A 26514-nucleotide genomic window follows, 5' to 3' on the forward strand; every position below is an offset into this window, starting at 1 on the left:
CCTCACTTCTTTTATCTGCCAAATTTAGGAACGCTATTATGCCTGTTAAGGTATCGTATTTTTTTGTCGTGCTAATTTGGTCAACCACACCGCTTGGCATTGTATGGAGCAGTGATTCTATTCCGCCAACCATGTCGGTATTTTTGCGCATGTTAATCGCCTTAGTGCTTGGCGCATTTGTAATGGCGATTGCGAATATTCGCTTACCCTGGCATGGCAGAGCGATAAAATTATACGCCTATTCAGCGCTTGGCATTTATGGCGGCATGATGCTCAGTTACTTTGCAGCGCAGTCCGTGCCTTCTGGCGTTATTTCACTGGTTTTTGGCCTTGCACCAATTTTATCGGGCTTGCTAGCGCAGCGTATTTTGAATGAAGCCAAATTTAGCAAAGTAAAAGTGATAGCCTTAATGCTCTCGGTGTGTGGTTTAGCCCTAGTGTGTAAAGATCAACTCGCTGGCGGTTCGGTGTTTAATGTGGGTCTTTTGTGTGTATTCGCTGCGGTGTGTTTCTTTAGTTTAAGCGGTGTGATGGTTAAAACCGTAAAACTGGCTATTCATCCAATGGCAACCACCTTTGGCGCACTTATTATCGCAACGCCTCTATTTTTTATCACTTGGTTACTTGTGGATGGTACCTTTGCGCCAAGCAGTTGGAGTCATCGTGCCATCGCCTCAATTTTATATTTAGGTGTATTTGGTTCGCTACTTGGCTTTTTGGCGTATTTTCATGTGTTACAAAAGTTAGAAGCCAGTACGGTTGCCTTGATCACACTGATTACACCGGGATTTGCCATTGCACTGGGTACACTGTTAAACAATGAACCTCTGTCGCTCTCATTAATTATTGGCGCGGTGATTATTGTCACTGGTCTTGGTTTATTTCAATTTGGCGATAAACTACTTAAAAGCAAAAAAAGAAGTGCATTGCGATATGACTAATACTTTATATATCACTGGAGCAGGTGTAAGTAGTGCCAGTGGTATACCGACCTTTCGCGGCGAAGACGGTTTTTGGACCATTGGCAGCAATAATTACACGCCACAAGAGATGGCAACCCGTGCCATGTATCAACATAATCCGGCGGAGTTTTTGGCTTGGTATTACACGCGTTTTGTAACTTACCGCAACCACGGCCCCAACAAGGCACACTATTGGCTAGCCGACAAAAACCTCATTACACAAAATATAGACGGCCTTGATGGCAAAGCGGGCAATCAACATTACATTTCAATTCATGGACGCATTGATCACGTTACGCTTTATCATGAACAAGGGCCGGTTGTTGAACGTTTTAACGCACCATGGCAGGACGTTGACGAGCAAAACCTTAAAGCATCGTTACTCGATATTTTTAAGATTTCAAAACACGGGCCAGAGCTCAATGTGTCTCTAAAACCGTATGTTTTACTGTTTGATGAATTTTATACCGATTTATACCAAATCACTGAGGCGCAAAACCGCATGTATAACGCCGATAAAATGGTATTCATCGGCACATCGTTTAGTGTCAACATTACACAAATGGCGCTTGAAGTGGCACGTCAAAATGCTATTCCAATTGAGATAGTTGACCCGAATCCGGCTCATGTATTACACAGCGATGTCACTTACCACCAAATGACGGCGCTAGAATACATTGAAAAAGTAGGCTAGCGGTTTCGCGCTACTGCGCTTTTCACCAATTCAAATGGCACGGTATCGTATACCGCATACCCTGCCATTTTTGACGCTTTTACTTTTGTGAACACAGGTTGTGTTAAGCCTGTTAAAAATCGCGCGGCTAGCGTATCGCTTAATTCAAACCCTTGCCCATTTAATGCAATATCTAATGGTGTTAAATAATCATTGATTTGACTTTCTACGAGCTGTTTTTGCGAATCAATATATTGCAACTTAGCAACTTGCCCACGGCACACACTGCAATGACCACACAGTTGTGGCGCACCTTGATCATCAAAATAGCGCGCCAAATTGTAACTTAAACACGTGTCTAGCTGAAAATAGCGCAACATGGTGTTGATACGCGCCACTTCGCTTTTTTCATTACTCGCAAAATAATCTGTTAGCTGACTAACCAGCTCATTATTATCTAATAAGCTAGAATTCACGGCATAAACATCAACAAGCTGTTTGCTTTCAAGCTCAATATCACCCTGCTCGTGCAAATACTCAAGTGCCGACAATACCCGCGAACGCTCAAGCCCTGATTGCATGGCAAACTCGCTAACATCTATGCTGCCCCACTTTTTCTTAAAGTCAGTTGCATTAAACAACTGGTTTAAAAATGCTTGTCGCTCGGGATTAAATTTAGCTAAGACGCTTGCTTTATCCGATTTGAAAAAATAGCGATACTCAGCAAAATAACTGTACTTGGCGGTTAATAAACCTAACAGCTCACATTGCACGAGCACCGTTTTTAACGTTAACTGGCGAATGTTTGTTGTCTGTGACAGTGAATAAATTTGGCACTGCCATAAATTATCTTGGCTTTGCTCGCGTATGTCGTTAAAAAACCGCTGTAAACTCGTTGCTTCAGGCGTATCGCCGTAGACAAAGTTTTCAAGCGTAGTTACATCATCGAGATTACCCAACACAAAACAATTAGATGGGTTGCCATCACGCCCCGCTCGGCCAATTTCTTGCGAATAGTTTTCGATTGATTTCGGTAAATCATAATGCACCACAAAGCGAATATCGCTTTTATCAATACCCATACCAAAGGCAATGGTTGCAACAACCACTTGATTGTCGCTTTGCATAAATTGATTTTGAATCATTTGACGTTGCTCAGCGCCAAGACCGGCATGATACGCGACGGCATTAATTCCCTGATCAGCAAGTATGGTTGCGACAGACTCTGCAGTTTGCTGCAACGTCACATACACAATGCCACAACCCTGTTGTGACTTTACAACATCAACTAGTTGCTGTGTTTTTTGCCCCGCAACCGCTGGGATCACCGATAAATCGAGATTATGACGATAAAAACCCGTTTGCACTATATGCTGTTGCTGGATTTGAAATTTAGCCGCCATATCCTGTTTAACTTTTTTTGTTGCGGTCGCCGTTAACAGTAATACCAGCGGAATATTCAGCTCTTCACGGTACTGCGGCAGCTTCAGGTAATCAGGCCTAAAGTTGTGACCCCATTCCGAAATACAGTGGGCTTCATCAACCACCAGCATAGAAATCGCAACCGAGTTAATAAACTGCCTAAACCGTTCGTTTTTAAAGCGCTCTACCGACACCATAAGAATTTTTATTTCGCCTTGCCTTACACGATTAACCACATCAAAGTAGCTATCTTTATCAAGGCTCGAATCTAAACTCGCGGCTGCAATGCCTTTGCTATTGAGAAAATCCACCTGATCTTTCATCAGCGCGAGCAAGGGTGACACCACTAAGGTTAAATGCGGTAACAACAGCGCAGTGAGTTGGTAACACAAAGACTTACCTGAGCCGGTTGGAAATACAGCAAGGCTTGAATGGCCTGCTAAAAGCTGCGAAATGGTTTGTCCTTGTCCTTCGCGAAAAACATCAAAGTTAAAGTGATGTTTTAGCGCTTGCTGTAACTGTGTTTGATTCATTTGGGCTCACTGAAAAATAATAATGGGCTGGCGAGTAGCAAGTTTATCGCAAAATCATGTTGCGAAAGGTAAAACTTTACTACAATCGCGCTCTTTGAGCTATTACAAGCAATTTATAATGACCTATTCAGAGATAGAACAACAAACCATTGCCATCGTTGATAAGCAACTTGATGCCTACAATAACCGCGATATTGATGCGTTTGCCGCGACCTACCACGATGACGTAGAAATTCATGCATTTCCTGGCGGATTACAGTATCAGGGCAAAGACGAATTAATTAAACGTTATGGTGCCAAGTTTGCCTCGCTAGTGTATTTAAATGCCACGTCGTTAAACCGTATTGTGAATGGTAGTTTTTTAGTCGATAAAGAGCGTGCCTCTAGCGCATCACAAGACCCAAATATTATTGATACCGATGTAGTGGTGATTGCGAGCTACCAAATTGAAGACGGTTTAATTAAACGCGTATCGTTTATGCGTGACTAAAGTCTTTAAAAACTAACAAAAGGGTTAACTGTGAAACGACTATTTATGGTGTGTTTAGGCGGTAAAGTAAGCGGCTGCAATATCGAAATGCATGATATTCGTTTTGTCGTAGGCGACACCATAGAACAAACGTTTAACGCGCTGAAACAGCAATGGTGTGGCGATAAAGCCAAGGTGCATATGGACAGTTACTGTGAAATAAAACACATTGACGGCTTTGAAATTTCGCTATCGGAGCATCCAGAGCCAAATCAACACACCCTGTTTTTTGTTAACTTAGGTGCGTATTACCCTGATCACATCATGGAGCAACACAGTTTTGAATTAATCGTGGCGCAATCACCCGAACAAGCAAAACAAATCGCGCTTTCGCGTGTGCCGAACAATTTATCTAAACCACATAAAGACCGTTTAATGGCGGTGGATGATTTATTATCTGTCGACTTAATTGATGGTTTTTATATCAAATTAAGCTATTCAGGCAAGCGCCAAGCAATCAAACCAGATTGGTTTGGTTATCACCCACTATAACTACGACTATTTTCGTAAAAACAACCTACTATTGCATTTAGAGCAAAAATTAACAAATCTAAATCACACTTTTGATCTCATGGTTTTGTATTAATTTCATAAAAACCAGACAAATGTCCTGTCATAAAAATTGTAAGCTATTGAAATATAGCTATTAACATCCATTTACATAGCTAACCTAGGTGGCAGACGAGCAATCTCCTTGCTTATAACCATTTACTATTAACTTATAGCTTTTTAGTAATTTATTAGTTTTTGTTTCACATTAAATTAACAATAGATCCTCATTTGGGTCCAAAATGGCAACATCACAATAATTCTAGGGAATACTATGAATAATAATAAATTATTAAAAAAGAGCTTATTAGCCACGCTAGTACCGCTCGCAATCAGCGCTAACGCAAATACATTAAGCGAACCTTCACAACTTGCTGAAGTACAAGCTAAATTAGTGGGTCAAGCTCAGCTTTCGACACAATTCATTATTAAATACAAAACGCAAACCGCTGCAGAATTTGCACATACTGCAGATACGCAATCTTTTGCACCGCGCGCTTCAGCACAATCGTTTGTATCAAACTTCAAATCGAAGCTTAAAAAGCAATCTCGCTACGTGCGCCCTATGGCTATGCAAGGCCTTCACGTAGTAAAAGTAGACGGCAAGCTATCTGCACAAGAAACACAGCAATATATGCAAGACATGATTGCATCTGGTGATATTGAATACATTGAAATCGACCAAATGTTACAACCATTTGCAACGCCTAATGATCCGCAATATTCAGATCAGTGGCACTACTATGAAGCAAACGGTGGCCTTAACTTACCGAGCGCATGGGATAAAGCAACAGGTGCTGGCGTAACTGTTGCGGTACTTGATACAGGTTACCGTCCACACGCAGATTTAAATGCAAACCTACTACCTGGTTACGATATGATTTCAAACACTTTCGTAGCAAACGATGGCGGTGGTCGTGATAACGATGCACGCGATCCTGGTGATGCAACTACAACGGGTGAATGTGGTACAGATAGCTCAGGTCAACCAGTACCACGCTCAGATCAAAGTTCAAGCTGGCACGGTACTCACGTAGCAGGTACGGTTGCAGCAGTGGCGAATAACGGCGAAGGTGTTGCAGGTGTAGCATACGACGCGAAAGTAGTGCCAGTACGTGTACTTGGTAAATGTGGTGGTTTAACGTCAGATATCGCTGACGGTATTATTTGGGCATCTGGTGGCTCAGTTTCTGGCACCACAGCGAATGCTAACCCTGCATCTGTTATTAATATGAGCTTAGGTGGTTCAGGTGCGTGTAGCGCGACCACACAAGCGGCAATTAACACGGCCCGTGCAAATGGCGCGGTAGTTGTTATTGCAGCAGGTAACGATAACGATAACTCTGCAAACTACAACCCAGGTAACTGTTCAGGCGTTGTAAACGTCGCATCAGTTGGCCGTAACGGTGGCCGTGCATACTATTCAAACTATGGTGCAAATATTGATGTTGCAGCACCAGGTGGCGCACAGAGCTTTGCAAACGATCCTGAAGGCGTTCTTTCAACTTACAACTCAGGTTCAACAGGCCCAGGTAGCGACAGTTATGCATACTCGCAAGGTACATCAATGGCAGCGCCACATGTTGCCGGTGTTGCTGCGTTAATCAAACAAGCAAAACCGTCTGCTACACCTGATGAAATTGAACAGATCCTAAAATCAACAACGCGTTCATTCCCTGCTACATGTAACAACTGTGGTACTGGTATTGTTGATGCACTGGCTGCTGTAAATGCGGCATCTGGCGACACTACTACACCGCCAACAGGCGATAACGTGTTAGAAGATAAGGTTGCTAAAACTGGTCTTTCTGGCGCTAAAAATGCACAGTCGTTCTTCACAATGGAAGTACCATCTGGCGCAACTAACGTAACTTTCACGTTAGCAGGTGGCTCGGGTGATGCCGACCTTTATGTACGCGCTGGCAGCAAGCCAACTACCTCAAGCTATGAGTGCCGTTCTTGGAACTCAGGTAACGGTGAAACCTGTTCTATTGATAACCCAACAGCAGGTACTTATCACATAATGCTAAATGCATACGATGCCTTCTCTGGTGCGTCACTAACTGGTGATATCACATCATCAACAACAGGTGGCACGAATGGTGGCGGCGGTTCAGTTGATAATGTATCAGCAAGTCGTGGCGCTTGGAGCCGTTACACAATTGACGTACCAGCAGGTATGTCCACGTTCACAGTAACGCTTTCTGGTGGCACAGGTGATGCGGATCTTTATATTCGCAACGGTAGCCAGCCAAGCACGTCATCATACGACTGTCGTTCATGGAACGATGGCAACACAGAAACTTGTACCATTAACAACCCAGGTGCAGGTACATGGCACATTGGCGCATATGGTTACAGAGCATACTCTGGCGTAACCGTAGACGCACAATACAGACCTTAGAAAAAACTCTCTGAAGACAACAAAAGGCCGCACATGCGGCCTTTTTTATATTTCAAAAACCTTCAAGCGCTTTGCCTCGAAGCAACTATGTTTTTTACAACACACGTATCACTTTAACTGCCCTATCACCCTAACATCGCTTTCTTTCACATCCATTTCACATCTACTGATTTAAAGTGGCTGTCATAAACCGCTCAGTCATAACAGTGACCTAGTGAATAGCATTAATAATCGCACCCAAGGAAAAAACAATGATTAAGAAAAATTGGATGAAAATTACCCTTACAACAATCACGGTTCTCACATTGCTGGCAATTTTTTGGTATACCAAGTTTGCTTTAAAACCGTATCAGGTCACGCCACATCAGCTAGCAGAAACCTACAGTTATCAAGTGGAAAACGCCAACGTAACGCTAACACAGCTTGAAAACGGCCATTACGCTATCAATTACCAAAGCTTTGATGGAGAAAACGTAAACGGCCAGTTGGTTTACCCAGAAAACTATGATGGCAGCAAACCTGTCCCCTTGTTGATAGGTGTTCACGCAATGGGACGAAGCTACATTCGTTGGTTACAAGATTCATTTAAAAATACCGATACCATTGAACAAACCGATGAACTAGCCAATATGGCGCTTGCCAAAGGGTATGCGGTGTTAGTTATTGATGCTCGCAATCATGGCAAACGTAAGAACTTGGATTACAACATAAAAAAGGTAATGTATGATTTATGGTTTTGGGGCAAACGCGAACCGTACGAAACCATGATAATTGATACGGTTAAAGATCACCGTGTACTTTTAGATTGGGTTGCAACACAGCCGCAATTCGACCAAAACGAAATTAGCGTGGCTGGTTACAGCATGGGTGGTCAAATTAGCTTAATTTTGGCGTCACTTGATACACGTATAAATAAGGTACTATCGATTGTGCCACCAGCTTCGAGTGATAATGTTGCGCGTGTGTCGCCACTCAATTTCGTTAAACAGTTGAGTGCAGAAAAAACCTGGTTAGTTACCGCAGATAACGACCAATATGCCAATAAACAAGAAAACATTGCATTATTTAACGCAATTGCAAATACGCAAAAACACCATATTGTTATTCAGGGTGAGCATGAGCTTCCTGAAGGCTACTACACACAATTAGAAGGTTGGTACGAGTGACAAAAACCTCACCACTACGCATTTTAGTGATTGAAGATAATGCAGCAATTGCCGAGAACATTGCTGATTTCTTCGCACTAAAAGGCGACATACTGGATTTTGCATACGCTGGTGAACAGGGCGTCGAATTAGCCCTAACAGCGTATTTTGACTGCATTATTTTAGACATTATGCTGCCCGATATTGAAGGCCTTGAAGTCTGTAAACGTATAAGAGAAAAAGCAGACCGCCATATTCCCATAATCATGCTAACGGCCAGAGATACATTAGATGACAAACTGGCGGGCTTTCAGCATGGTGCTGATGATTACCTCACCAAACCATTTGCACTGGACGAATTATATATGCGCTGCTGTGCGTTAACCCTTCGTCATACTAATCAAAAAAGCGAGCGAACCCTGAGCCTTGGCGATGCAAATAAACAACTCGTGCTTAATTACCAGCGTCAACAAGTTACGCGCGCCGGCACACCGCTGCAACTCTCCCCTATGCTTTTTGGTATTTTAAAAATTTTGATGGAAAGTTACCCGCGTGCGGTATCTAAAAGTGAGCTTTGCGAACGTATTTGGGGTGAAGACGGCACTGATTCAGACTCTTTACGCTCACACATTTATCAGCTGCGAAAAGCGGTTGATAAACCGTTTGCCACACCACTTATTAAAACCATACACAGTGTTGGTTTAGCACTCGATATTTAAACGAGCCCAGTTATGACAGCAAAGCAACTTAGAAACAAAATCGTTACGTACTTTGTTTCCATTGTAGTACTTCTCAGCATTTTATTTTCACTTGTGACCTTAATGTTTAGTTTTGTGGTTGAAGACACGTTCTTCTATCAAATTCTAAACAGTGAAAAGCAACAAGTACTCAGCCAAATTAAAAACAAGCAAACACCTAAGCCCCATTTTGATTTTATCACTTACCATAAGAACCAAAGTACTTTGCCAAAGCTTGTGCAACAAGCGCTAAGCAAAGCACCTAAGCAAAGAGAATTTAGCGGTGCAAAAAACACGCATTATCACATTGCCTATCTCGATGATAATCAGCGGCAGCAACATATTTTACTGGCCGAAGTAAGTCAACAATTAGTGGTAAACCGCCTAACTAACAAGCTGTTTTATTTCTCGTTCGGCTTACTGTGCTTTGGTATTTTACTGGCGTTAGTGCTTGCGCTTGGCACAGTTAAATTAAGTAAAACCTTACTTAACCCACTCGATGATCTCATGACTATCGTCGATAACAGCCCGGTTGAAAAGTTACCGACAAAATTCGCAGCACAATTTAAACAAAACGAAATTGGCCGATTTGCCCAAACATTGGAAGCGGCGCTTGCTCGCGTAAGTGCATTTGTCACACGAGAACAACAATTTACCCGCGATGTGTCTCATGAGTTGCGCACCCCGCTCACCGTAAGCCAAGGTGCGGTCACATTATTAACCCATACCGAGCTAAACCAAGCGCAGCAAAAATTTGTTACGCGCATTAGTGATGCCAACCAACAAATGCATGAAATTATTGAGACGTTACTCGCCCTTGCCCGCGAGAAACATCGCGATACCGAGCACACCAACTTAAAATCGGTTATTGAAAATTGCATCATTAAAAATCAAGCGCTGTTAAAAGACGTAGCAATAGACATTAGCTTGGCCGATAACGCCAATGTGGCTATGGGAGCATTAGAGCTTTCACTCGTCGTACAAAACTTGCTGCAAAATGCCATTTACCATGGCCAAGGTTCGCACATAAAAATTGAGTTTCAAGACAATGTGCTCACCATCGCAGACAACGGTAAAGGTTTAACAGATACACTCTCATCGCAAAGCGTATTTGAAGCGGGGCAACGCGGGCCAAATAGTCATGGCAGCGGTATTGGCCTATCGCTGGTAAAAAGGCTGTGTGAAAAATACGGTGTTGACGTATCACTTAATAGTAGCAATGGTGGCGTAACGATTAATTTAACCTTTGCCTAAACCCATACACCAAATGTTATAACTAACAGCGCACGTGGCAGCTGGCATTTAAGCCCACATGTTAACTAAGCCACTTTTTCAATTTGGCTATCACCATTTGTTGCGATATGGGCTTGGTCATATAATCGTCCATTCCCGCATCAAGGCAACGCTGTTTATCTCCCTGCATTGCATTGGCGGTCATCGCAATTATAGGAATATTTATTGCGCTATCGCCAGCTTCGCCCGACTTAATTTTAGATGCGGTTTCATAACCGTCCATTTCCGGCATTTGGCAGTCCATAATAATTGCCGCATAGTGGCTTGGTTTATCCATCGCTTTAAGTGCTGCTAACGCATCGTAACCGTTTGAGGCAACATCGGCACTTACCCCTAAGTTTTTCAAAACACTCAAGGCGACCATTTGATTTACTGGATTATCTTCAACTAACAATACATGTACGCCATTAAAAGTTGTGGTGTCTGTATCACTTAAATTAGTCGGCTGCTCGCTTACATCACTGGTATGCTCAGATGAATTTTGCAGCGTACTTTTAAGTACTTTAATCAGGCCTTCGGGTGTAACAGGTTTCGCTAAAATCGCGCTAATATTACCCGCTTCACACGCATCATTATCGAATTGTTTATTAATTGGCGCCATCATAATTAGCTGTGTTTTATTGGTTTGCTTTAGGCGCGTTAATTGCTGTTGTAATAGGCCATTTTCATACAACTTAGCATCCATTAAAACCAAGTCGATAGTTGCTAAATCACTACTTAACTGTGCCATTACCTGCTCAGCAGAATTGGCAACGATTGCGTTTGCTGACTCGCTCTCTAAAAGCTGTTTTACCACTTGGCAATTAGTGTCATTTTCGTCAGCAATCAACACCGTTAACGACGCAAATAGTGGGCCTTCATTTACCTTGTTTGGCTGCGCGATGTTTTTCACTAAACAGGTGACGTTAAAACAACTGCCCTCGCCTAATTTGCTGCTAACCGTTACATCGCCTTGCAGCAAATTACACAGTTTTCGTGTAATACTTAGGCCAAGCCCAGTGCCGCCGTATTTTCGTGTAGTCGATGCATCACCTTGACTAAATGCATCAAATAGCGAGGTTACTTTATCTTTGGCAATGCCGATGCCAGTATCTTGAATTTCGCAGTTTAGCTGACTGAATCCTATTTTTTCAGAGTCACAAAGCTCTGCACGGATCACAATTTGACCCGACTCGGTAAACTTAACGGCATTACTTAAAATATTGGTGAGTATTTGGCGAATTCTCCCAGGATCGGAATTCACATGACTGACCGAAATGGCGTTGATATCTAAAATAACCTCAACATCTTTTAACTGTGCATCAAGGGCCACAGATTCTGCGAGTTTTTCAAGTAAGTTGCGCAGTTCAAAATCAATGTATTCAAGTTCAATGCGATCTGCTTCTATTTTTGAAAAATCCAGAATATCGTTGATTAGCGTCAGTAACGACTTTGCACTTGAACTGGCAATGCTCACGCGGTGTGCTTGTTCGTCCGAAAGCCTGCTGTCTTTTAACAGTTGCAGCATACCAATCACGCCATTCATTGGCGTGCGGATCTCATGACTCATATTGGCTAAAAATTCAGACTTTAACTTAGTTGCGGTTTCTGCTTTTTGTAAGGCAAGTTTGAGTTCTTTGGCTTGTTGTTCCAGCGACGCCGTTTTTTCTGCAACTTGCTCTTCTAACGCCACGACAAATTGCTTTTGCCGAATGATCTCACTTTGTTGTAAACGAGTGCGCAGATATATCATTAAAAACACCAGTGCACCGGCAAATAAAGCGTAAAGCGTATAAGCCCACCAGCTTTTAAAAGGCGAAGGCGCCACATTTAAGTCGATTGAAAGTAACTCATTACTCCATTTGCCTGCGCTGTTGGTTGCTTTAACTTGCAAGGTGTAACTGCCGCCATCCAAATTAGTAAATGACGCAATATTATTGTTACCTAACTCTATCCAGTTGTTATCGTATCCCTCAAGGCGATAGGCGTATTGATTTTTGCTAGGTGCAGTAAAATCTAACACCGAAAACTCAAATGAAATAAAGTAATCTTGATACGATAAGTCGATTTCTTTCACATAAGAATACGGTTTATCGAGCTTTTTCTGCTCGCCCATTTTGCTGAACCCAGTCAGTACTACATTAGGTGATTTAACTTCGTTTTCTTCAAGATCCGTATTAAAGTATTCAACCCCACGTTGGCTACTCGTAAATAAGGTGTTATTGGCAGCCACAACTAAACTATTTGCGTAATAATTTGCGCCTAAAATCCCTTCACTGCCATCATAGTTAACAACTTCATTGGTATTTGGGTTTAAGGTAGAAATACCCTTGTTGGTAGTGAGCCATAAGTTGCCGTTTTGATCATCTACCACAGCGCGAATTAACGATGTAGCGAGGCCATTTAACACGCTGTAATGCTTAAAGGTTTGGCTATTGGGTTGATATAAGTTGAGACCCTTTTGCGTTGCTATCCAAATCGCGCCATTTTTGGCTTGGTAAATATCTTGTACGATACTACCTAATAAAGTTTGCTCGTCGGCTTCATCCATTTTGTAAACGCGAAAACGCTGTTTATCGGCCAACCACAAGTTTGCGCCATTGCCAGTGCCAACCCACATGTTGTTGTCGTTATCGCGCATTATTTTTAGTACTTCAGGGTGCGATAAGCCGCTGTTTTCGTCTAAATGTGTAAAGGTTTTATGCGTTGTGTTGTATACGTATACACCATTTTTGTAGGTACCAATCCATAAGTTGCCTTGCTCATCGAGTGCTAACGCCCTTAGCTCTCTAAATTCTTGGTAATTTTCAGCGGTTTTAGGGTAGCGGATTATGTCAATTTGGCCAGTTGCTAAATTGTATTTGGCAAGCCCTTGGTCTTGTGCAACCCAAAGTAAATTGGTGCCTTGTTTTAATATAATGGGTTTTTCTACTGCGCCACTATTCGCCAAGCCATTTTCTTTAGTGAAAAGCGGGCCAGAAATAGGTTCTAAGCTTTTCGCCCGTACTTGCCATTTAAACAAGGCGGAAGAGGAAGCAGCAATAAGCACATCGCCGTTTTCATCAACTGTTATGCCATTTGGCGCACTTAGTTGCGAGCTATTAATCGATTTAAATTTACGCTGTGGTGTCAGTTTAAAAATGCCGTGCACTTCATTTGTAATCCAAATAACACCAAAAGAATCCTCAAAAATAATGCGAAAACCATTGTTGTAACCTAAATCAAGCCGTTCAATTTGCTCAATGTCGTTGGCATAGCGATAAATGCCCGTTGCTGTAACAAACCAAACAAATCCGTCTTGGTCTTCAATCATCGAGTTTACTTGACCAAGTGCTTGCTGATCTACATTTAAAATAGCGGTGAAGCTACCGCTATTTGGCTCAAACAAAAACGGACCTTGTTGCGTAGCGACATAAAATGTTCCACTTTTGGTAATTAGCATACTTCTAATTTCGTTGGCCCCAGTTGGGGTTTTATTATTTGGGTTTGGAAAGAAGTGCTTAAACTGCTGAGTGTTTTTGTTAAATAGATTTAAGCCATAGCTGGTCGCTACCCACAGAAAATTATCGTCTTTGTCTGCAATATCCCAAATACGGTTATGAGATAAACTCGGCTCCGAGTCACCGGTTTTTGTAATGTGTTCAAATTGACCATTGCCCAGATATTTATTTAGCCCACCATCGTAGCTGCCAAGCCAAATAATGCCCGTTTGGTCATGTAATAATGATTGAATGCGATTAGAAGATACCGAGTTTGCTTGCGATGCACTGTGCAGAAAGTTTTCAAATCGTCCAATTTTAGGGTCGTAAAGATTAGCGCCGCCACCCCACGTGCCAATCCAAATCCTGCCGTCGTTATCGAGCATTAAATTGCCCGCGTCATTATGTGATAAGCCGTTCTCGTTCATTTTATTAAACTCAAACAATACAACCTTGCGACCATCAAATCGCATCACCCCATTTTCAGCGGTACCAAACCATAAAAAACCCTGATTATCTTGAACAATTGAATAAATTTCTGAAGACACAAAACCATCTTCAGTGCCCAGCTTTTTAATCGCATACTCGTTGATCAGCGACGACGATTGCCCATTAGCCAACGCATTACTCGCAGAAAATGTAAGTAATGTCATTGCAAGCCAGATTACAAATAACGATATTTTTGGGGTCATGTCACGTTCAAAGACTTTTAGTTATTAACACAATAATAGACGTTAAATATTAAGACCTGTTGATTTTTGACGAGATTTTCATGAGCACTTAACTTTTATTTAGAAAAGGTAACCCCTGCTCTTTTATATTGATTGGGCATTGCGATTGCACAAAGAGCTGCACTATTTCCAATACAGCAAAGTACAAGCACAAAAAAAGGCAGCGGTAGCTGCCTTTTGAACTAGAATGAAAACTTATTTCGCCCACACATCGGCAACGCTCGGCTCTTCGCCTTTAGTCCACCATTTTGCTGTGTAAGTATTGTTATTATGAGTCACCTTGTCACCAGTGTTGTAAACAAGGTCAGCACGCCATGCGCGAACTTGGCCGTCGTTTGGAATGACTTCTTCCCACGGGCCGCCAAGATCTGGACGGTCGCCTTGTGTCCACCACTTCGCTTTGTACTCAACACCATTGTAAAGCACAGTATCGCCACCTGTGTAAATTGCATCGGCATTCCACGTTGTGCTGCCACCGCCATCTACATTAGTTACTGTTACTGTGAAGCTTTCTGTTACAGCATCAGTACCGTCTGATACCGTTACTGATACGCTCAAGTTTGTATCCGCTGCAACTTCGCCTGCTGTAAGCGTCACACTTGCGCCGCTGCCAGAAAGTGTTAAGCCCGCAGGTACATTCCAGCTATAGCTTAGTGTATCGCCATCAGCATCTGATGCAGTTACGCTGACAGAAGCTGATTTACCTTCTTCCACACTAACATTAGCAATTGGTGATACTACTGGCGGTTCGTTAATCACTACCACATCTGATACCACGCGAATAATCGCCGATTTAGTTACAGTGTCTGTGCCGTCTGATACAGCAACGGTTACTGTGTAATCAGTATCTTGCGTTACCGTTGGCGCAGTAATTGATACCGTATCAGTGGTTACACCTGAAAGCGTTAAGGCAACATCGCCTGTCCAGCTGTATGTTAGTGGGTCGTTATCACGATCACTGGCTGTTGCGAAAAGTGATGTACTTTCACCTGATTTAACCGTAGTTACACCCGGTACTGATACCACAGGTTTAGTGTTACCACCTACAACGCCTAGGCCTTCGTGCATTGCATTTAAAATATCGCCGTTGTCTGCATCAATTTCCCATGCAAATAGACCGGCAAGGCCTAAATTGCGAACATACTGACCTTTCGCTTTTACTGAGCGCGGGCTATCGTATGTAATTAATTTGCCGTTTGATTTATTCCAAACATAGGCACCTTCAGCCACTTCATCATAGCCAACCTCAAAACCGTTAATACCAGTTTCTGCCGCGCCAATCATATGGGCTTTAATGCCTTTGTAATCAATTACGCCTGCTTCCCACACACCTTGCGCAGTAGTGCCGGTAAGTTTACCGTTACCCGGTGCTGTCATTGGGTTTGCGCCGTCTGTTGTATTTGCTGGGGTTACACCTTCCCAACCACGACCATACATCGCCGTACCTAATACAATTTTCGCCGGATCTAAACCTTGTTGTAGCAACAATTGAATACCGTTATCTGTGGTGTACGCAGGGCCTTTACGCGGCTCGCCTTTGTCATCAAGACCTTTACCATTACACTCATCTGTGCTCATATGGCTACCACAGTAAAGCGCTGTTTGGTGACCGGTAACATTATTCCAACCACCGTAGAAGTCATAGGTCATGGCGAAGATGTAATCCATATATTGCGCTGCTTGCGGATAGTTTACGTCTTCAATTTTGTCATAACCCATGCCAATAGCAGAGGTAAGTTGGTACGGTTTACCAATTTCAGCTTCTAATTCATCTAACATAGCGCGTAGTTCACGCATTAGATCAATATAAGCTTGACCGTCTTTTGCTGGATCGCCAAGATTTGGATTTGGACCGCCGCCACCTGGGAATTCCCAGTCAATATCGACACCATCGTAGAATTTCCAAGTTTTTAAGAAGTCTTTCATTGATGCTACGAATACATCGCGATTCGCTTTTTCAGTAAAGCCATGGAATGGGTCTGACAGTGTCCAACCACCTACCGATGGTAAGATTTTTAAATCAGGGTAACGCTGCTTAAGTGCCATTAACTGCGAGTAAGTACCACGAATTGGGTCTTTTGCATCTACACCCGGCAGTGACTTTTGAATAGCTGCCCACGGGTCGTGAATCACCACTTCATAATCTTGTGAGTCACCACACGCTTTTTGTAATGCGCGCCAGCTGTTACCGTTTTCAATTTCTTTTAGTGACTCGTTCGCGCCACAAATTGGAATAAAACCGTACAAGATATGCGTTAGATTTTGGCCCGGCACTTTTGTTACATCAAAGTCACGGCCATAAATGCCCCACTCAACAAAATAAGCACCTACAACGGTGTCTGGCGAAGTACCATAGTTACCGTTATTTGGATCTACATTCATTGGTAATGGATCAAGGTGACCGCCGTCTGTATCAGCGATTACAATTGGTTTTGGCGCACTTGCCGCACACACTGTGCCTTGGCAAAGCTCAACCGTTAACTGATGACGGCCCGATTGCGTGTATGGAAAGGTGATTGTGCCCGACTTAGTGCCAGCAGCAAGCGTACCTTCGTTTACTACTACACCGTCAAATTTTACTTTGTAGCTATCGCCACCTTCGCCGCTCCACGCATTCCATTTGATAGCAATATCAACCACATCTTTACGTGTAACTAATGACTTATATGAACCTTGACCGTCAATATTTACATCAACAAATGAATATTTTTGGTCTTCCCAACTTAAGCTAGGTGCAGAAGGCGCTGCAATTACATGCCCAGAGCAAAGTGCAACTGCCACTGCTAGAGATAATTTTTTAATCATAATGTTTCTCTTTAAATTTTAAAAACCCGCAACGTCGCAAACCAAGCCGCCGTTGCGGCAAGGGGTAACTAAAGTAGCTAAAGCAAACTTATGACTCGCTTTAGCCGATTAAATTAAAGGGTTTGCCACACTGAGGCTGTACCTGGCTCATCGCCTTTGGTCCACCAGCGTGCTTGGTATTTTTGCGAGTTATAGCTAACAATATCGCCCGCCGAATACGCTTTTGAGCTTAACCACGCATCGTCAGTTGACTGTGAAAGCGATTGCCACGCATCGCTGCTATTTGGTTTTTCGCCTTGCACCCACCATTTGGCTTTATAAACCGTACCTAAGTAGCTAACTTTATCGCCGGCGTTATATGCTTTGCTGGCATCCCACGCAGGTACATCAGGGTTCGTTGCGGTATCGTTAACCGTTACCGTAAAGCTTGCTGGTGTGCTTAACTTGCCATCAGATACTGAAACCTGAATCGCGAAGTTGGCGTTCGCTGAAACCTCAGGTGCATAAAGAGTGAGGTTTGGTCCGTCTACACTGTAGGTGAACTCATTAGGCACAGTGAATTGGTAACTAAGCGGGTCGTTTTCATCATCGAATGCATGCACGTGCACCAATGTTTGTGAACCTTCATCCATTACCACATCTGCCACAGGGTTAACATTCGGTGCGGTATTTTCTGATGCAGCAATCACCGACAGCGCAAAGCTGTGATCGCTGGAGGTTGCATATACCTGATTTGACGCCAAATTAACCTCGTCAAACACAATATCGCCACTGGCGTTTTTAACACCAATTTGCAATTCAGATGCGTAATCTAAATTAAGCTTAGCTGCCAGCTCACTTTGCCAAGTTGCTTGATTGCTAGCGTTAACCGCAAACAACTGATTAACCACTTCAAGACCTGTTGCGTCAAACAAACGCACTTGAACTGTGTCGCCAGCATTTGCTTTTTGACCTTGACGTACAAAGTAACCGAGCGGGAACCAGTCAACCGGTGTGACCGTGTCGCGCTCAATAATAATGTCGCTACAGTTGTAAAAACCTTCACCTACCACATCTACACGCTGCCAGCGGCTATAAAGCACCGCTTCACCGGCGCGTTCAGCAGGAATGGCAACGCTCATTTCATAGTAACGTTTACCATCGGGATCTTTTACAAACTCAATATTGTCGTGGCTTTGAATAAGCTCAATATTTTTCCAAGTCAGTGTATCGGTTGCAGGGTTAAAACCTGGCTTGGTTAAATAAAACTGCCAAAAGCTTGGGTTGTGTGGTGTGGTTGCGCGATAACGCACTTGAATTTCACCATTAGCGTTTGGCGTAACCACGGTTTTTTGCCAATGCGCTGACGGTAAATTCATGCCGCGCTTTTCATGACTGCCTGCAGCGCACAAAGTACCGTTGGGCACATTTGCTTCAACCGCCGCTTGGTTTAGGTAATCGGGCGTATTAACGGCAAACTCATGTTCTTGAATAAACTGCACATGGCCCGATTCTAAAAATGCTGCGCGACACGCCAAGTTTGGAATATTGCTGCCGTCTTCTGGCCACCAATACCCGCCTTGCGCTTGGCAAAAAGCTTGTCGTGCTTTAGGACTATCCATGTAACCGTGTGCGCTGGCATTAAACGGCGCTGCAATACATGCTAATAGCACTGAACCAGAGAGCACACTAATGTTAAATTTGGTATTCATAATCTTCTCCAAACAGTGAGGCGCACGGCCTCACATAGGTTGCGTTATAAAGTACACACACTATCCCAATCGGCAGATGTGCCAGGCTCAGTTGATGTCCACCACTTGGCTTTGTAAACCGCAGTAGATGCGCCATCAACCATCAAGTCACCGCCTGCAGCGTGTGACGGGTTGCCTGCCCAATCTGTTTGTGGGAAGTTTGGATAAACTGGAATATCAGCTACTGCAACACCTTCACATGTGTCGGTGTTACCGCCGCCATCATTGCCACCACCGTTACCGGCCGTTGCATCTGGTAGATGTGGGTATTCAAATTTAGCGGCGTATTGCTTACCGTCTTTTTCAAATACAAAGTTCACTGGGCCAGTAATTGGCATGTAGTACATCACTTGCGCATTAATGGTTTCGCCCGGCGCAAACGACTTAGCAGCGCCGCCCCACTCGTTAACAAAGGTAATTGAGAAACGATGGAACTCGTTTTCAAAGCCGCCAATGTTGTTACCCGCTGCGTTTGAACGATTTACGTCAACTGCCATGCCGAGTTTTTCTTGCGCATTCCAGTTTGATTTGAAAATAGCTGACGTAGCCACTGGTACATCAAACGATACTTTTGCACCGCTCAAATCAATGTTTGAGTTGTTAGTAAAGCTAAAGGTTGGCGCAATTGGGTAGTTGTCGTCACCAATTGGGAAGTCTTTTACAACAAAGCTTACATCTACTGCTTCGGCTGGTACTTGGTGTGTTTTTTCACCTTTGTTGATGTTGTACTTAGAACCCGCTTGTGCAAACTTGTTGTAAGCAAGCGAGGTCATAGTAGAACCCATAAAGTACTCTTTCTTCGCGCTGTCGTAGTCAAAGTCGCCAGCCAGCTCCCAGAACATAATACCGCCAAGGCCTTTGTTGATTACGTAATCAAGCTTAGCGCCCATTGATTCTTCATCTTCAATCGACAAGAACACGTTTTTATCAGCATTCCAAAGCCAAGGCGCTACTGCCACAGAATCATAATGACGAGTGTAAGTGCCCACTAGCTTATCAGTTGGATCATTTGCTGGATCTAAGCCGTAAGCTGCAAGGTAACTTGGCAAAATGCCATTTTGTAGGTTTTTAACATGCCATAACGGGTTGCTACCTGCTGGCATTTCATTACCGTTTTCGTCAAGGTCATGCCACATGTTGTCGATACCAACCGCGCCGTTACCACATTTGTTTTTCTCACCTACACCAGTACCTTTGGCACAATCAGCTTGATTAGGTAACGCAGCACGCCCCCACAAACCGTTTTCGCCACCCGATACATCTTTAAAGCCACGGGTATAGTAAGGCACACCAATGTTAATACGGCCTGCACTTAAACCACCGCGGAAATACGTCACTGCCCAGTCGGTATTTAAATAGCCAATGCCTTCAAACTCTTTGGTGCCATACACATTCCACTGCGCAAGCTCTGAGTCTAGGCCTGTATCATAAAGTGCTGCGTTATGGCCTACGTGGTCGTTCCATGCACCGTGTAAGTCGTAAGACATGATGTTTACGTAATCTAGGTACTTAGTTGTTTGGAAAGTTTCCATACCACGTAATAAGTAACCTGATGACGGCGATGCAATGGTAAGCATGTAGTGTTTACCAGCTAATTCACCCGCTTTATCAAGCTCTTCACGTAGGGTTTTCATTAACACTTGGTAAGAGGCATTTAGCCCTGCTCGGCGTGCATTTGAAATAGGGAAATCATCAGGGTGACCCGAATCATTCATTGATGATGGGTATTCATAATCAATATCAACCCCATCGAAACCGTACGTTTCAATAAACTCAACCGCACTTTTTGCAAACGCATTAATGCCCGCAGTGTTTACTGAGCCATCAGCATTGGTTGTCATAGTGTAGAAACCACCGCTTGCAACACGGTTGCCGTTTGCGTCAAAGTAACCGCCCGTTTCTGCCCAACCACCTACAGAGATCAGTGTTTTAACGTCTGGATGGAGTTTTTTATATTTATTCAGTAAGTTGAAATGACCTTTGTACGGCAGTGTTGGGTCCATTTCAGCACCAGCTACACCTGGCCATTCCATATTGGTAGCAGGGTTACCCGCCGCACTTGGATCGCCAATTGAAACCTTATTATTGGCATCAACATGGGCAAATGCGTAGTTAATATGGGTGATTTTATCCCAAGGAATATCATCTACTAGGTAAGACGGTTGGCCATTGGCACCGTTGCGCCAACTGGTGAAATAACCAATGACACGACGTGGGTGATCGGCACCCATATCTTCACGGCCATCGGCATCGTAAATAGTACAATACGGCGTATTTACACCCGGTGTTTGGTACAAACCTTCCGGCTTACAGGCATCGCGGTCACCCGGTTGTGTAGTGCCATCAACAATACGGAAACTCAATGTTTGCGCATCAGATGTTGCGCCTTTGTCGTCGGTTGCAACAAGACTAAATTGCGTATTACCTGCGCTTGTTGCGGTAAAATTAAAACTGCCTGTTGCGCCAGAAATTTGCGCTACAGACGCGCCATCTTGAAACAATTCAAGACTTGTTACTGTGCCATCTTGATCGCTACCGCTCAAATTTAAGACAACGCTGTCATTTAAGTTCAAAGTATTTGAACTCGCATTGCTAGTAAGGCTTGCCGTTGGTGCATAGTTATCTGGCACCACTTTAGCCACAGTCACACTATTTGCAGGGGATGTTGTTTCAGCACCTTTATCATCGGTAGCGCGTACCGAAATTTGATGCTGCCCTGTCACTGCAAGCCAAGTTGTTGAATATGGCGCAGAACTTAGTGTTGCAATCGCCACACCATCAACCAGTACTTCTAGTTTCACAACGGTGCCGTCAGAATCTGATGCTTGCGCCTCAATGACAACGCTGTCACCTTCGGTAAAAGAACTACCACTCATAGGTGATAAAACCTCTGCAATAGGTGATTCGTTTACTTGACCATCACTACACGCACCTAAGTTTTTCCACTCTTGATATTGCCCTGAATGGGTTACTGGATCGGCTTGTGTCCACCACTTCGCCTCATAAGCAATATTGGCTTTTTGCACTTGTTGCCCGCCAGTGTAAGCCACGCCTGATTGCCATTCGGCAATGTTTGTACAGTCCACTGCTGCATGGGCTGCCCACCCAGTTACAGCTAACGACAACACGCTCATTTTAAATAAACGCTTGCCTACTAATTTGTTACTCATACTTCCCCCTAATGGAATTTAGCTAACGTCTTTCGACCATTTATAACTAACACATGATTAACAATTAGTGAAATTGGAGCAATAACACTACTCCGAGAAAATAAAAACAAGATTAAACAAAATAAAACAATGAGTTAAATAAAAGTAAGCACCTTATTACTAGGAAAAATAAACTAGGACACAATTATTAGGAACCCCTATTGGGTACATTTGTAAAATATAAGTAAACTTAATTTGTACCCCTTCAAGAGCCGCAATTGCTTGCTTATAACCAAACTAATTAAAGATATACCTTTATGTTCTAGCGCATTTACGAATTTTCACAATTAAGTAAACGTTTTGACTAATACCTGTAATAAAAGTAGGGACAAATTGCACAAAAATGATGCATTCAATGCAAGTTAAGTATTTTAAAAGGTGAGATTTTTACTATTTTTGAAAGTCAGCTGCTTAATTTTCAACGACACAAAATGAAATAGTTACTCAAAAGATAGGTTAGGTAAAATGAATTGACTAAGATAGTGCAGTGCAAATTTCTAAATATCACATTGCTTTGCCTTTACTTCGCTAATGTGCTGCTTAAAATCTTCACGTGTCGTAACCGAAATCACTTTAGCGAGTCGTGTGTTAAATTCTTCAAGCTGGCTATCGGTAAATTTAACATGGGTAAAGCCAGATAAAAATGCTTCCATCTCACTAACATAACGTACATTCGGTGGAAGTTTTGTTTTAAAACTCGCTTTATCATGAAACAGCACTAAGGATTCAACGCCATCAACAACGCCAAGTAATCGGCTGACTGCTAAGCAATGTTTATAGTTTTGCCTAAGCGGGTTCATAAATTGGGTTTTACGCCCTTTTAAAGTCTGCGTCCATTTCGCTTGGTGCTGACTACCGAATATATAACCACTGTAATTTTTGCTCTCAATTACAAACACGCCAACTGGTGAAACAATTAAATGATCAATTTCAGTAAGCTCATCATTATCGTTCGTTAGCAGCACACTTGTATAATGACTCACATTACTCGCCGCAGATAACACTTTGTTGTTAATAACCTTTTCAATTAAATTATTTACAACAACCTCTCCTTGCTGGCCACTTGAGTTGCCTGCATCATTAGCAACAATTTCGGCTATGGTATTTTTTAGTACAGAGCAAGATTTATCTGAAACGTTTGCAGTCGTTTTAGGGTTAATGTCTTCAGCTTTTCTTACAGGCAGGTTACTTACAACGGGTTCAATACGACCTGTTACTTTGTTAAGTAGTGATTTAGCAGCGCGTTTGGCAAACAGTACAATGATTGCTTTGAGAAAAGCTAAAAGAAACATAATGACTAACACCCACACACCTATCTTAAGCACTAAGCTCTGCATAGTGTTGGCGGGAACTGATGTTATAGCTTGATGTGGTTTCGTTACAACGGCTTGATTTGATGGCTCTGTCAGGTTCTGCGGTTGTAACTTTTTAGCTGCATAAATAGGCGTATGCTTTTCTGAGCTTTTGGTGCTACTTGTTTGATTAACCGTAGATGATTTGACGGGGTTAATACAGTGTCTGTCAACAGAGCGTTTTGCCGTTTTGTAACGCTGAGATTGCTTATTAAAGCTAAATTCTTTAACTTGATTTTGTAATAAAATACACGTTCCGTCGCTGTATTGCTGATTTGCAAAGCTTGGTTGAGAAGTAAAGTAAATTACTAAAATTAAAATCCGTTTTAACATATTTTCCTTTTATCCAAATAGAATTACTAAAATACAACATAACTCTCAGCCATATGATTTAGAGCATTCAATTTATTGCTTCGTGATAAACAATACCAAAGTCTTCATTGTCAGCATTTTCTTGAAGACTTCTTAATGTAGTTAACTTTAAGCAATCTCTAAAACGTGATTGAGCTTTTAACTTTATTACATTACTAAGCTCAAGAGGTTTTCCAAGTCCAAATACAAAATAGTTATCAGGAATATTATTTGTTTTAGCTGTCGTTTCAATCGGAATTAAATTCCTTGAAACTACATTTACACTTAGCACAGGCCAAAGTTTATTTACGCAACTTTCTTCTGTGTAGGTTTCTGTCAAAAGCAAATATTTAATTTCTTGAGCAATATGATTTTTATATTTGATATTAAATGTTGAAACTGGGATGTGGTAATACGAAAGCTTACCTTCTCTGAAGTTATCAAAATATACTTGCGCGCGGCCTTCTTTTTTACCAAGCGAAGCAATCAAAGTTAAGTCTTGATATAACCTTTGTCTCATGCCGTGGTATGGTATCCTAGCGGCTTCTTGTATGTAGAGCTTTTCTGCAATATCAGCCACTGGATAACTAACAACTTCACCAGCTCCCACTTGCGAGTTCGTTACTGCGCCGATTTGGCTTTGCAAGAACTCTAGCAACCATTTGTGACCGATATAACTGCTATCACTAAGGCTAGATACGTTTTGACTTGGTAGTAGGGCAAATGCTCCAATACCAACCTCTTCTATTGCAGCTGCATAAGGGTTGGGTTTTGTGGCTTGATCAAAAAAGCCTGGGTATAAAGCAAAAGCACCAAAAACGGGGCGGCTTTTCATAGAGGGTTGTCCGACTATTGAATCAGATGCAGAATCTGTCACACAAGGTTCTGATAAACGGATTAGGGCATCCCGATAACGGTGCATTTGGTTGATGGCGTCGTCTGGCACATAATCTGTAACTTCAACATCATCATAACTGTCATCAAAGCGGCTCTTCTCAGTTTTAATGCGGTACTTGGCATCAAAAAGCCAAATAAATTGTTTCTCTTCTGATGAGAAAGAGTTTGGGCTTTTTGGCAGTGTCACTTCCAAGACAATATCTGGCTCTTGGTTCACTAAATACGAGCGGATTGATTGACCCTTTTTGGTAAATTTCGGCTCGTGTGCCAACCTAGCGGTCACACCATCACTGCGTTTAAAACGAAAGGCTCCAGCAAAACCATCTTTTAGTTGGTACTCAAAAAAGTTATTTTGGGCGAGCTTAGTGGCACTGTTTTCAACCAATTCAAAGCCAAGATCCTGCTCTAAAATCTGTTTCAAACACAAAAAGCACCATACTTCGTAAATCTCGGCCACCGACTTCATTGAAATGCTCGACTGATTGCCAAACACATCTAAATAAAATTTCAGCTCCTGCCAAACACGATATACCGCGCTGTAACCGGTTTTTTGCTGTAACACTAACGACTCACGGCTTAACCCTGTGTATGCACCAACCTCTTTTAAAAAACTCTGACCTAACACTTTTTGCAGCGGTTGTTGCCAACTATGCAGCTCATTTAAAAATGAATCTGACAACCGTTGCCGTTCTGGAGCTTGGTTACTCTGCCTAAGCTTTTTTTCAAACGCCGCTAATTGCCGCTTACTTTTACTCACCGCCATTTTGATAAAACGGTTTTCTGGGGTATCCACACTCAGTTGCTTTTTTTCGACTGCGTAGCGTTTATCGTACTGGCCATTTGCTAAATCTTGCTTGACTTTCATAGCTAACTTATGAGGCAGGCGGCCTTTTAACTTGGCCGCTTTGATATTAGCCACTGTAGGTTGCAAGCGGCTATGTGGTGCGGCACAAATCACTTTTAAGCCTTGCTCAAAACGTTCCCGTAACGCAGCAAAATTAGCCAACCACATCAGTGGAAAATGCCCGCCTTGCTGGCTAGTTGCTGCATCTTGCTCGGTTTTTTCGACCAAACTAAAGCGCCAAAGAGGGTAAACTTTATCAATGGCTTGGTACATGACGGGCAAGTCTTGGTGAAGTGCCATTTTGGTTGGCAGCACTTCAAAGGCAATATGCTGAGTCTGTGTTTTGCCATTGTGCTCAAACGTGAGTGGCAAGCGTAACCAGCCGACATCATTGCCAGTATTAATGGTGCCGGTTAAACGTGCGGGCACTACGCCCCTTGCGGTTTTTACTTCGGGAGCAAAACGAAACGCCTCATTCACGTTTTGGCTTCGGTGAGTTAGCCGCGCATGAGTTACTTCACTGAAAAAGACCCACTCAAACTGGTACTGAGTATTCTCAAAAAACAAGGGGGAATTTAATGTCAACTCAGCGTGTTTCGCTAATCCATTGGCAACAACATCATTTTCGGCTAAGTCACTTTCATCTAACCCACTTTGTACTAAATCATCTGCAACTAGTCCTTGCGTTTCAATAGCATTGCTCAGCTGCGCCGCAGGCGCAAAACGCAATTCGTAGCTAGGTTGTAGATCATTAGCGTTCGCCCTGTGCGCCATTGTATTCTGGTACACACCCAACCGCTGGCTAATATCATTCGCCCAGACCGAAAACTCAAAGTCAGGGGTTTGTAATCGTATTAACTCCGGCATTCCCTACCACTCCTTACACCATC

General features: G+C 42.8%; 15 protein-coding genes. 8 read left to right on the top strand and 7 right to left on the bottom strand.

Annotated elements, in window-relative coordinates; all coding sequences use genetic code 11:
• Positions 1-38: 38 nt before the first annotated feature.
• A complete protein-coding gene (locus C2M30_RS11160) occupies positions 39-941 on the top strand; it encodes a DMT family transporter (protein WP_105171679.1) in 903 nt (300 codons plus the stop codon).
• Positions 934-1656, top strand: a complete 723-nt coding sequence (locus C2M30_RS11165; protein WP_105171680.1) for an SIR2 family NAD-dependent protein deacylase — start codon at positions 934-936, stop codon at positions 1654-1656. The genes C2M30_RS11160 and C2M30_RS11165 overlap by 8 nt, the downstream gene beginning before the upstream one ends.
• Here the strand turns inward: C2M30_RS11165 and C2M30_RS11170 are convergent.
• On the bottom strand, positions 1653-3590 hold the full coding sequence (locus C2M30_RS11170) for a RecQ family ATP-dependent DNA helicase (protein ID WP_105171681.1): 1938 nt from the start codon (positions 3588-3590) through the stop codon (positions 1653-1655). The genes C2M30_RS11165 and C2M30_RS11170 overlap by 4 nt on opposite strands.
• Before the next feature lie 118 nt (positions 3591-3708).
• Between C2M30_RS11170 and C2M30_RS11175 the strand changes: the two genes are divergently transcribed.
• From C2M30_RS11175 to C2M30_RS11200, 6 genes are all read left to right on the top strand, one after another.
• Positions 3709-4080, top strand: a complete 372-nt coding sequence (locus tag C2M30_RS11175) for a nuclear transport factor 2 family protein (protein WP_105171803.1) — start codon at positions 3709-3711, stop codon at positions 4078-4080.
• A gap of 45 nt (positions 4081-4125) precedes the next feature.
• A complete protein-coding gene (locus C2M30_RS11180) occupies positions 4126-4611 on the top strand; it encodes a DUF1543 domain-containing protein (RefSeq protein ID WP_105171682.1) in 486 nt (161 codons plus the stop codon).
• A gap of 331 nt (positions 4612-4942) precedes the next feature.
• The gene (locus tag C2M30_RS11185) at positions 4943-7072 is read left to right on the top strand and encodes a S8 family peptidase (protein WP_105171683.1); all 2130 of its coding nucleotides are present in this window, start codon (positions 4943-4945) and stop codon (positions 7070-7072) included.
• 251 nt (positions 7073-7323) lie between these two features.
• Positions 7324-8238 (top strand): alpha/beta hydrolase family protein, encoded by a 915-nt coding sequence (locus tag C2M30_RS11190; protein ID WP_105171684.1) that lies wholly within the window; start codon positions 7324-7326, stop codon positions 8236-8238.
• Positions 8235-8936: a response regulator transcription factor gene (locus C2M30_RS11195; RefSeq protein WP_105171685.1), complete on the top strand. Its 702-nt coding sequence runs from the start codon at positions 8235-8237 to the stop codon at positions 8934-8936. The genes C2M30_RS11190 and C2M30_RS11195 overlap by 4 nt, the downstream gene beginning before the upstream one ends.
• Before the next feature lie 12 nt (positions 8937-8948).
• Positions 8949-10208 carry a sensor histidine kinase gene (locus C2M30_RS11200; protein ID WP_105171686.1) on the top strand — a complete coding sequence of 420 codons (1260 nt, stop codon included), beginning with the start codon at positions 8949-8951 and terminating at the stop codon, positions 10206-10208.
• Between the two features lie 61 nt (positions 10209-10269).
• On the opposite strand, the gene C2M30_RS11205 is transcribed toward C2M30_RS11200, so the two are convergent.
• From C2M30_RS11205 to C2M30_RS11230, 6 genes are all read right to left on the bottom strand, one after another.
• Positions 10270-14397, bottom strand: a complete 4128-nt coding sequence (locus C2M30_RS11205) for a hybrid sensor histidine kinase/response regulator (RefSeq protein WP_105171687.1) — start codon at positions 14395-14397, stop codon at positions 10270-10272.
• Between the two features lie 234 nt (positions 14398-14631).
• Entirely contained in the window at positions 14632-17241 is a 2610-nt protein-coding gene (locus tag C2M30_RS11210) for a glycosyl hydrolase family 18 protein (RefSeq protein WP_105171688.1), read from the bottom strand.
• 113 nt (positions 17242-17354) lie between these two features.
• Positions 17355-18932: a lytic polysaccharide monooxygenase gene (locus tag C2M30_RS11215; RefSeq protein WP_105171689.1), complete on the bottom strand. Its 1578-nt coding sequence runs from the start codon at positions 18930-18932 to the stop codon at positions 17355-17357.
• A gap of 44 nt (positions 18933-18976) precedes the next feature.
• Positions 18977-22141, bottom strand: a complete 3165-nt coding sequence (locus C2M30_RS11220; RefSeq protein ID WP_105171690.1) for a glycosyl hydrolase family 18 protein — start codon at positions 22139-22141, stop codon at positions 18977-18979.
• A 536-nt stretch (positions 22142-22677) separates the two neighbouring features.
• A complete protein-coding gene (locus tag C2M30_RS11225) occupies positions 22678-23865 on the bottom strand; it encodes a nuclease-related domain-containing protein (RefSeq protein WP_105171691.1) in 1188 nt (395 codons plus the stop codon).
• 67 nt (positions 23866-23932) lie between these two features.
• The gene (locus tag C2M30_RS11230) at positions 23933-26491 is read right to left on the bottom strand and encodes a restriction endonuclease-like protein (RefSeq protein ID WP_105171692.1); all 2559 of its coding nucleotides are present in this window, start codon (positions 26489-26491) and stop codon (positions 23933-23935) included.
• Positions 26492-26514: the final 23 nt, after the last annotated feature.

This window comes from Pseudoalteromonas sp. T1lg24 (genome assembly GCF_002964745.1).
Lineage (GTDB): Bacteria > Pseudomonadota > Gammaproteobacteria > Enterobacterales > Alteromonadaceae > Pseudoalteromonas > Pseudoalteromonas spongiae.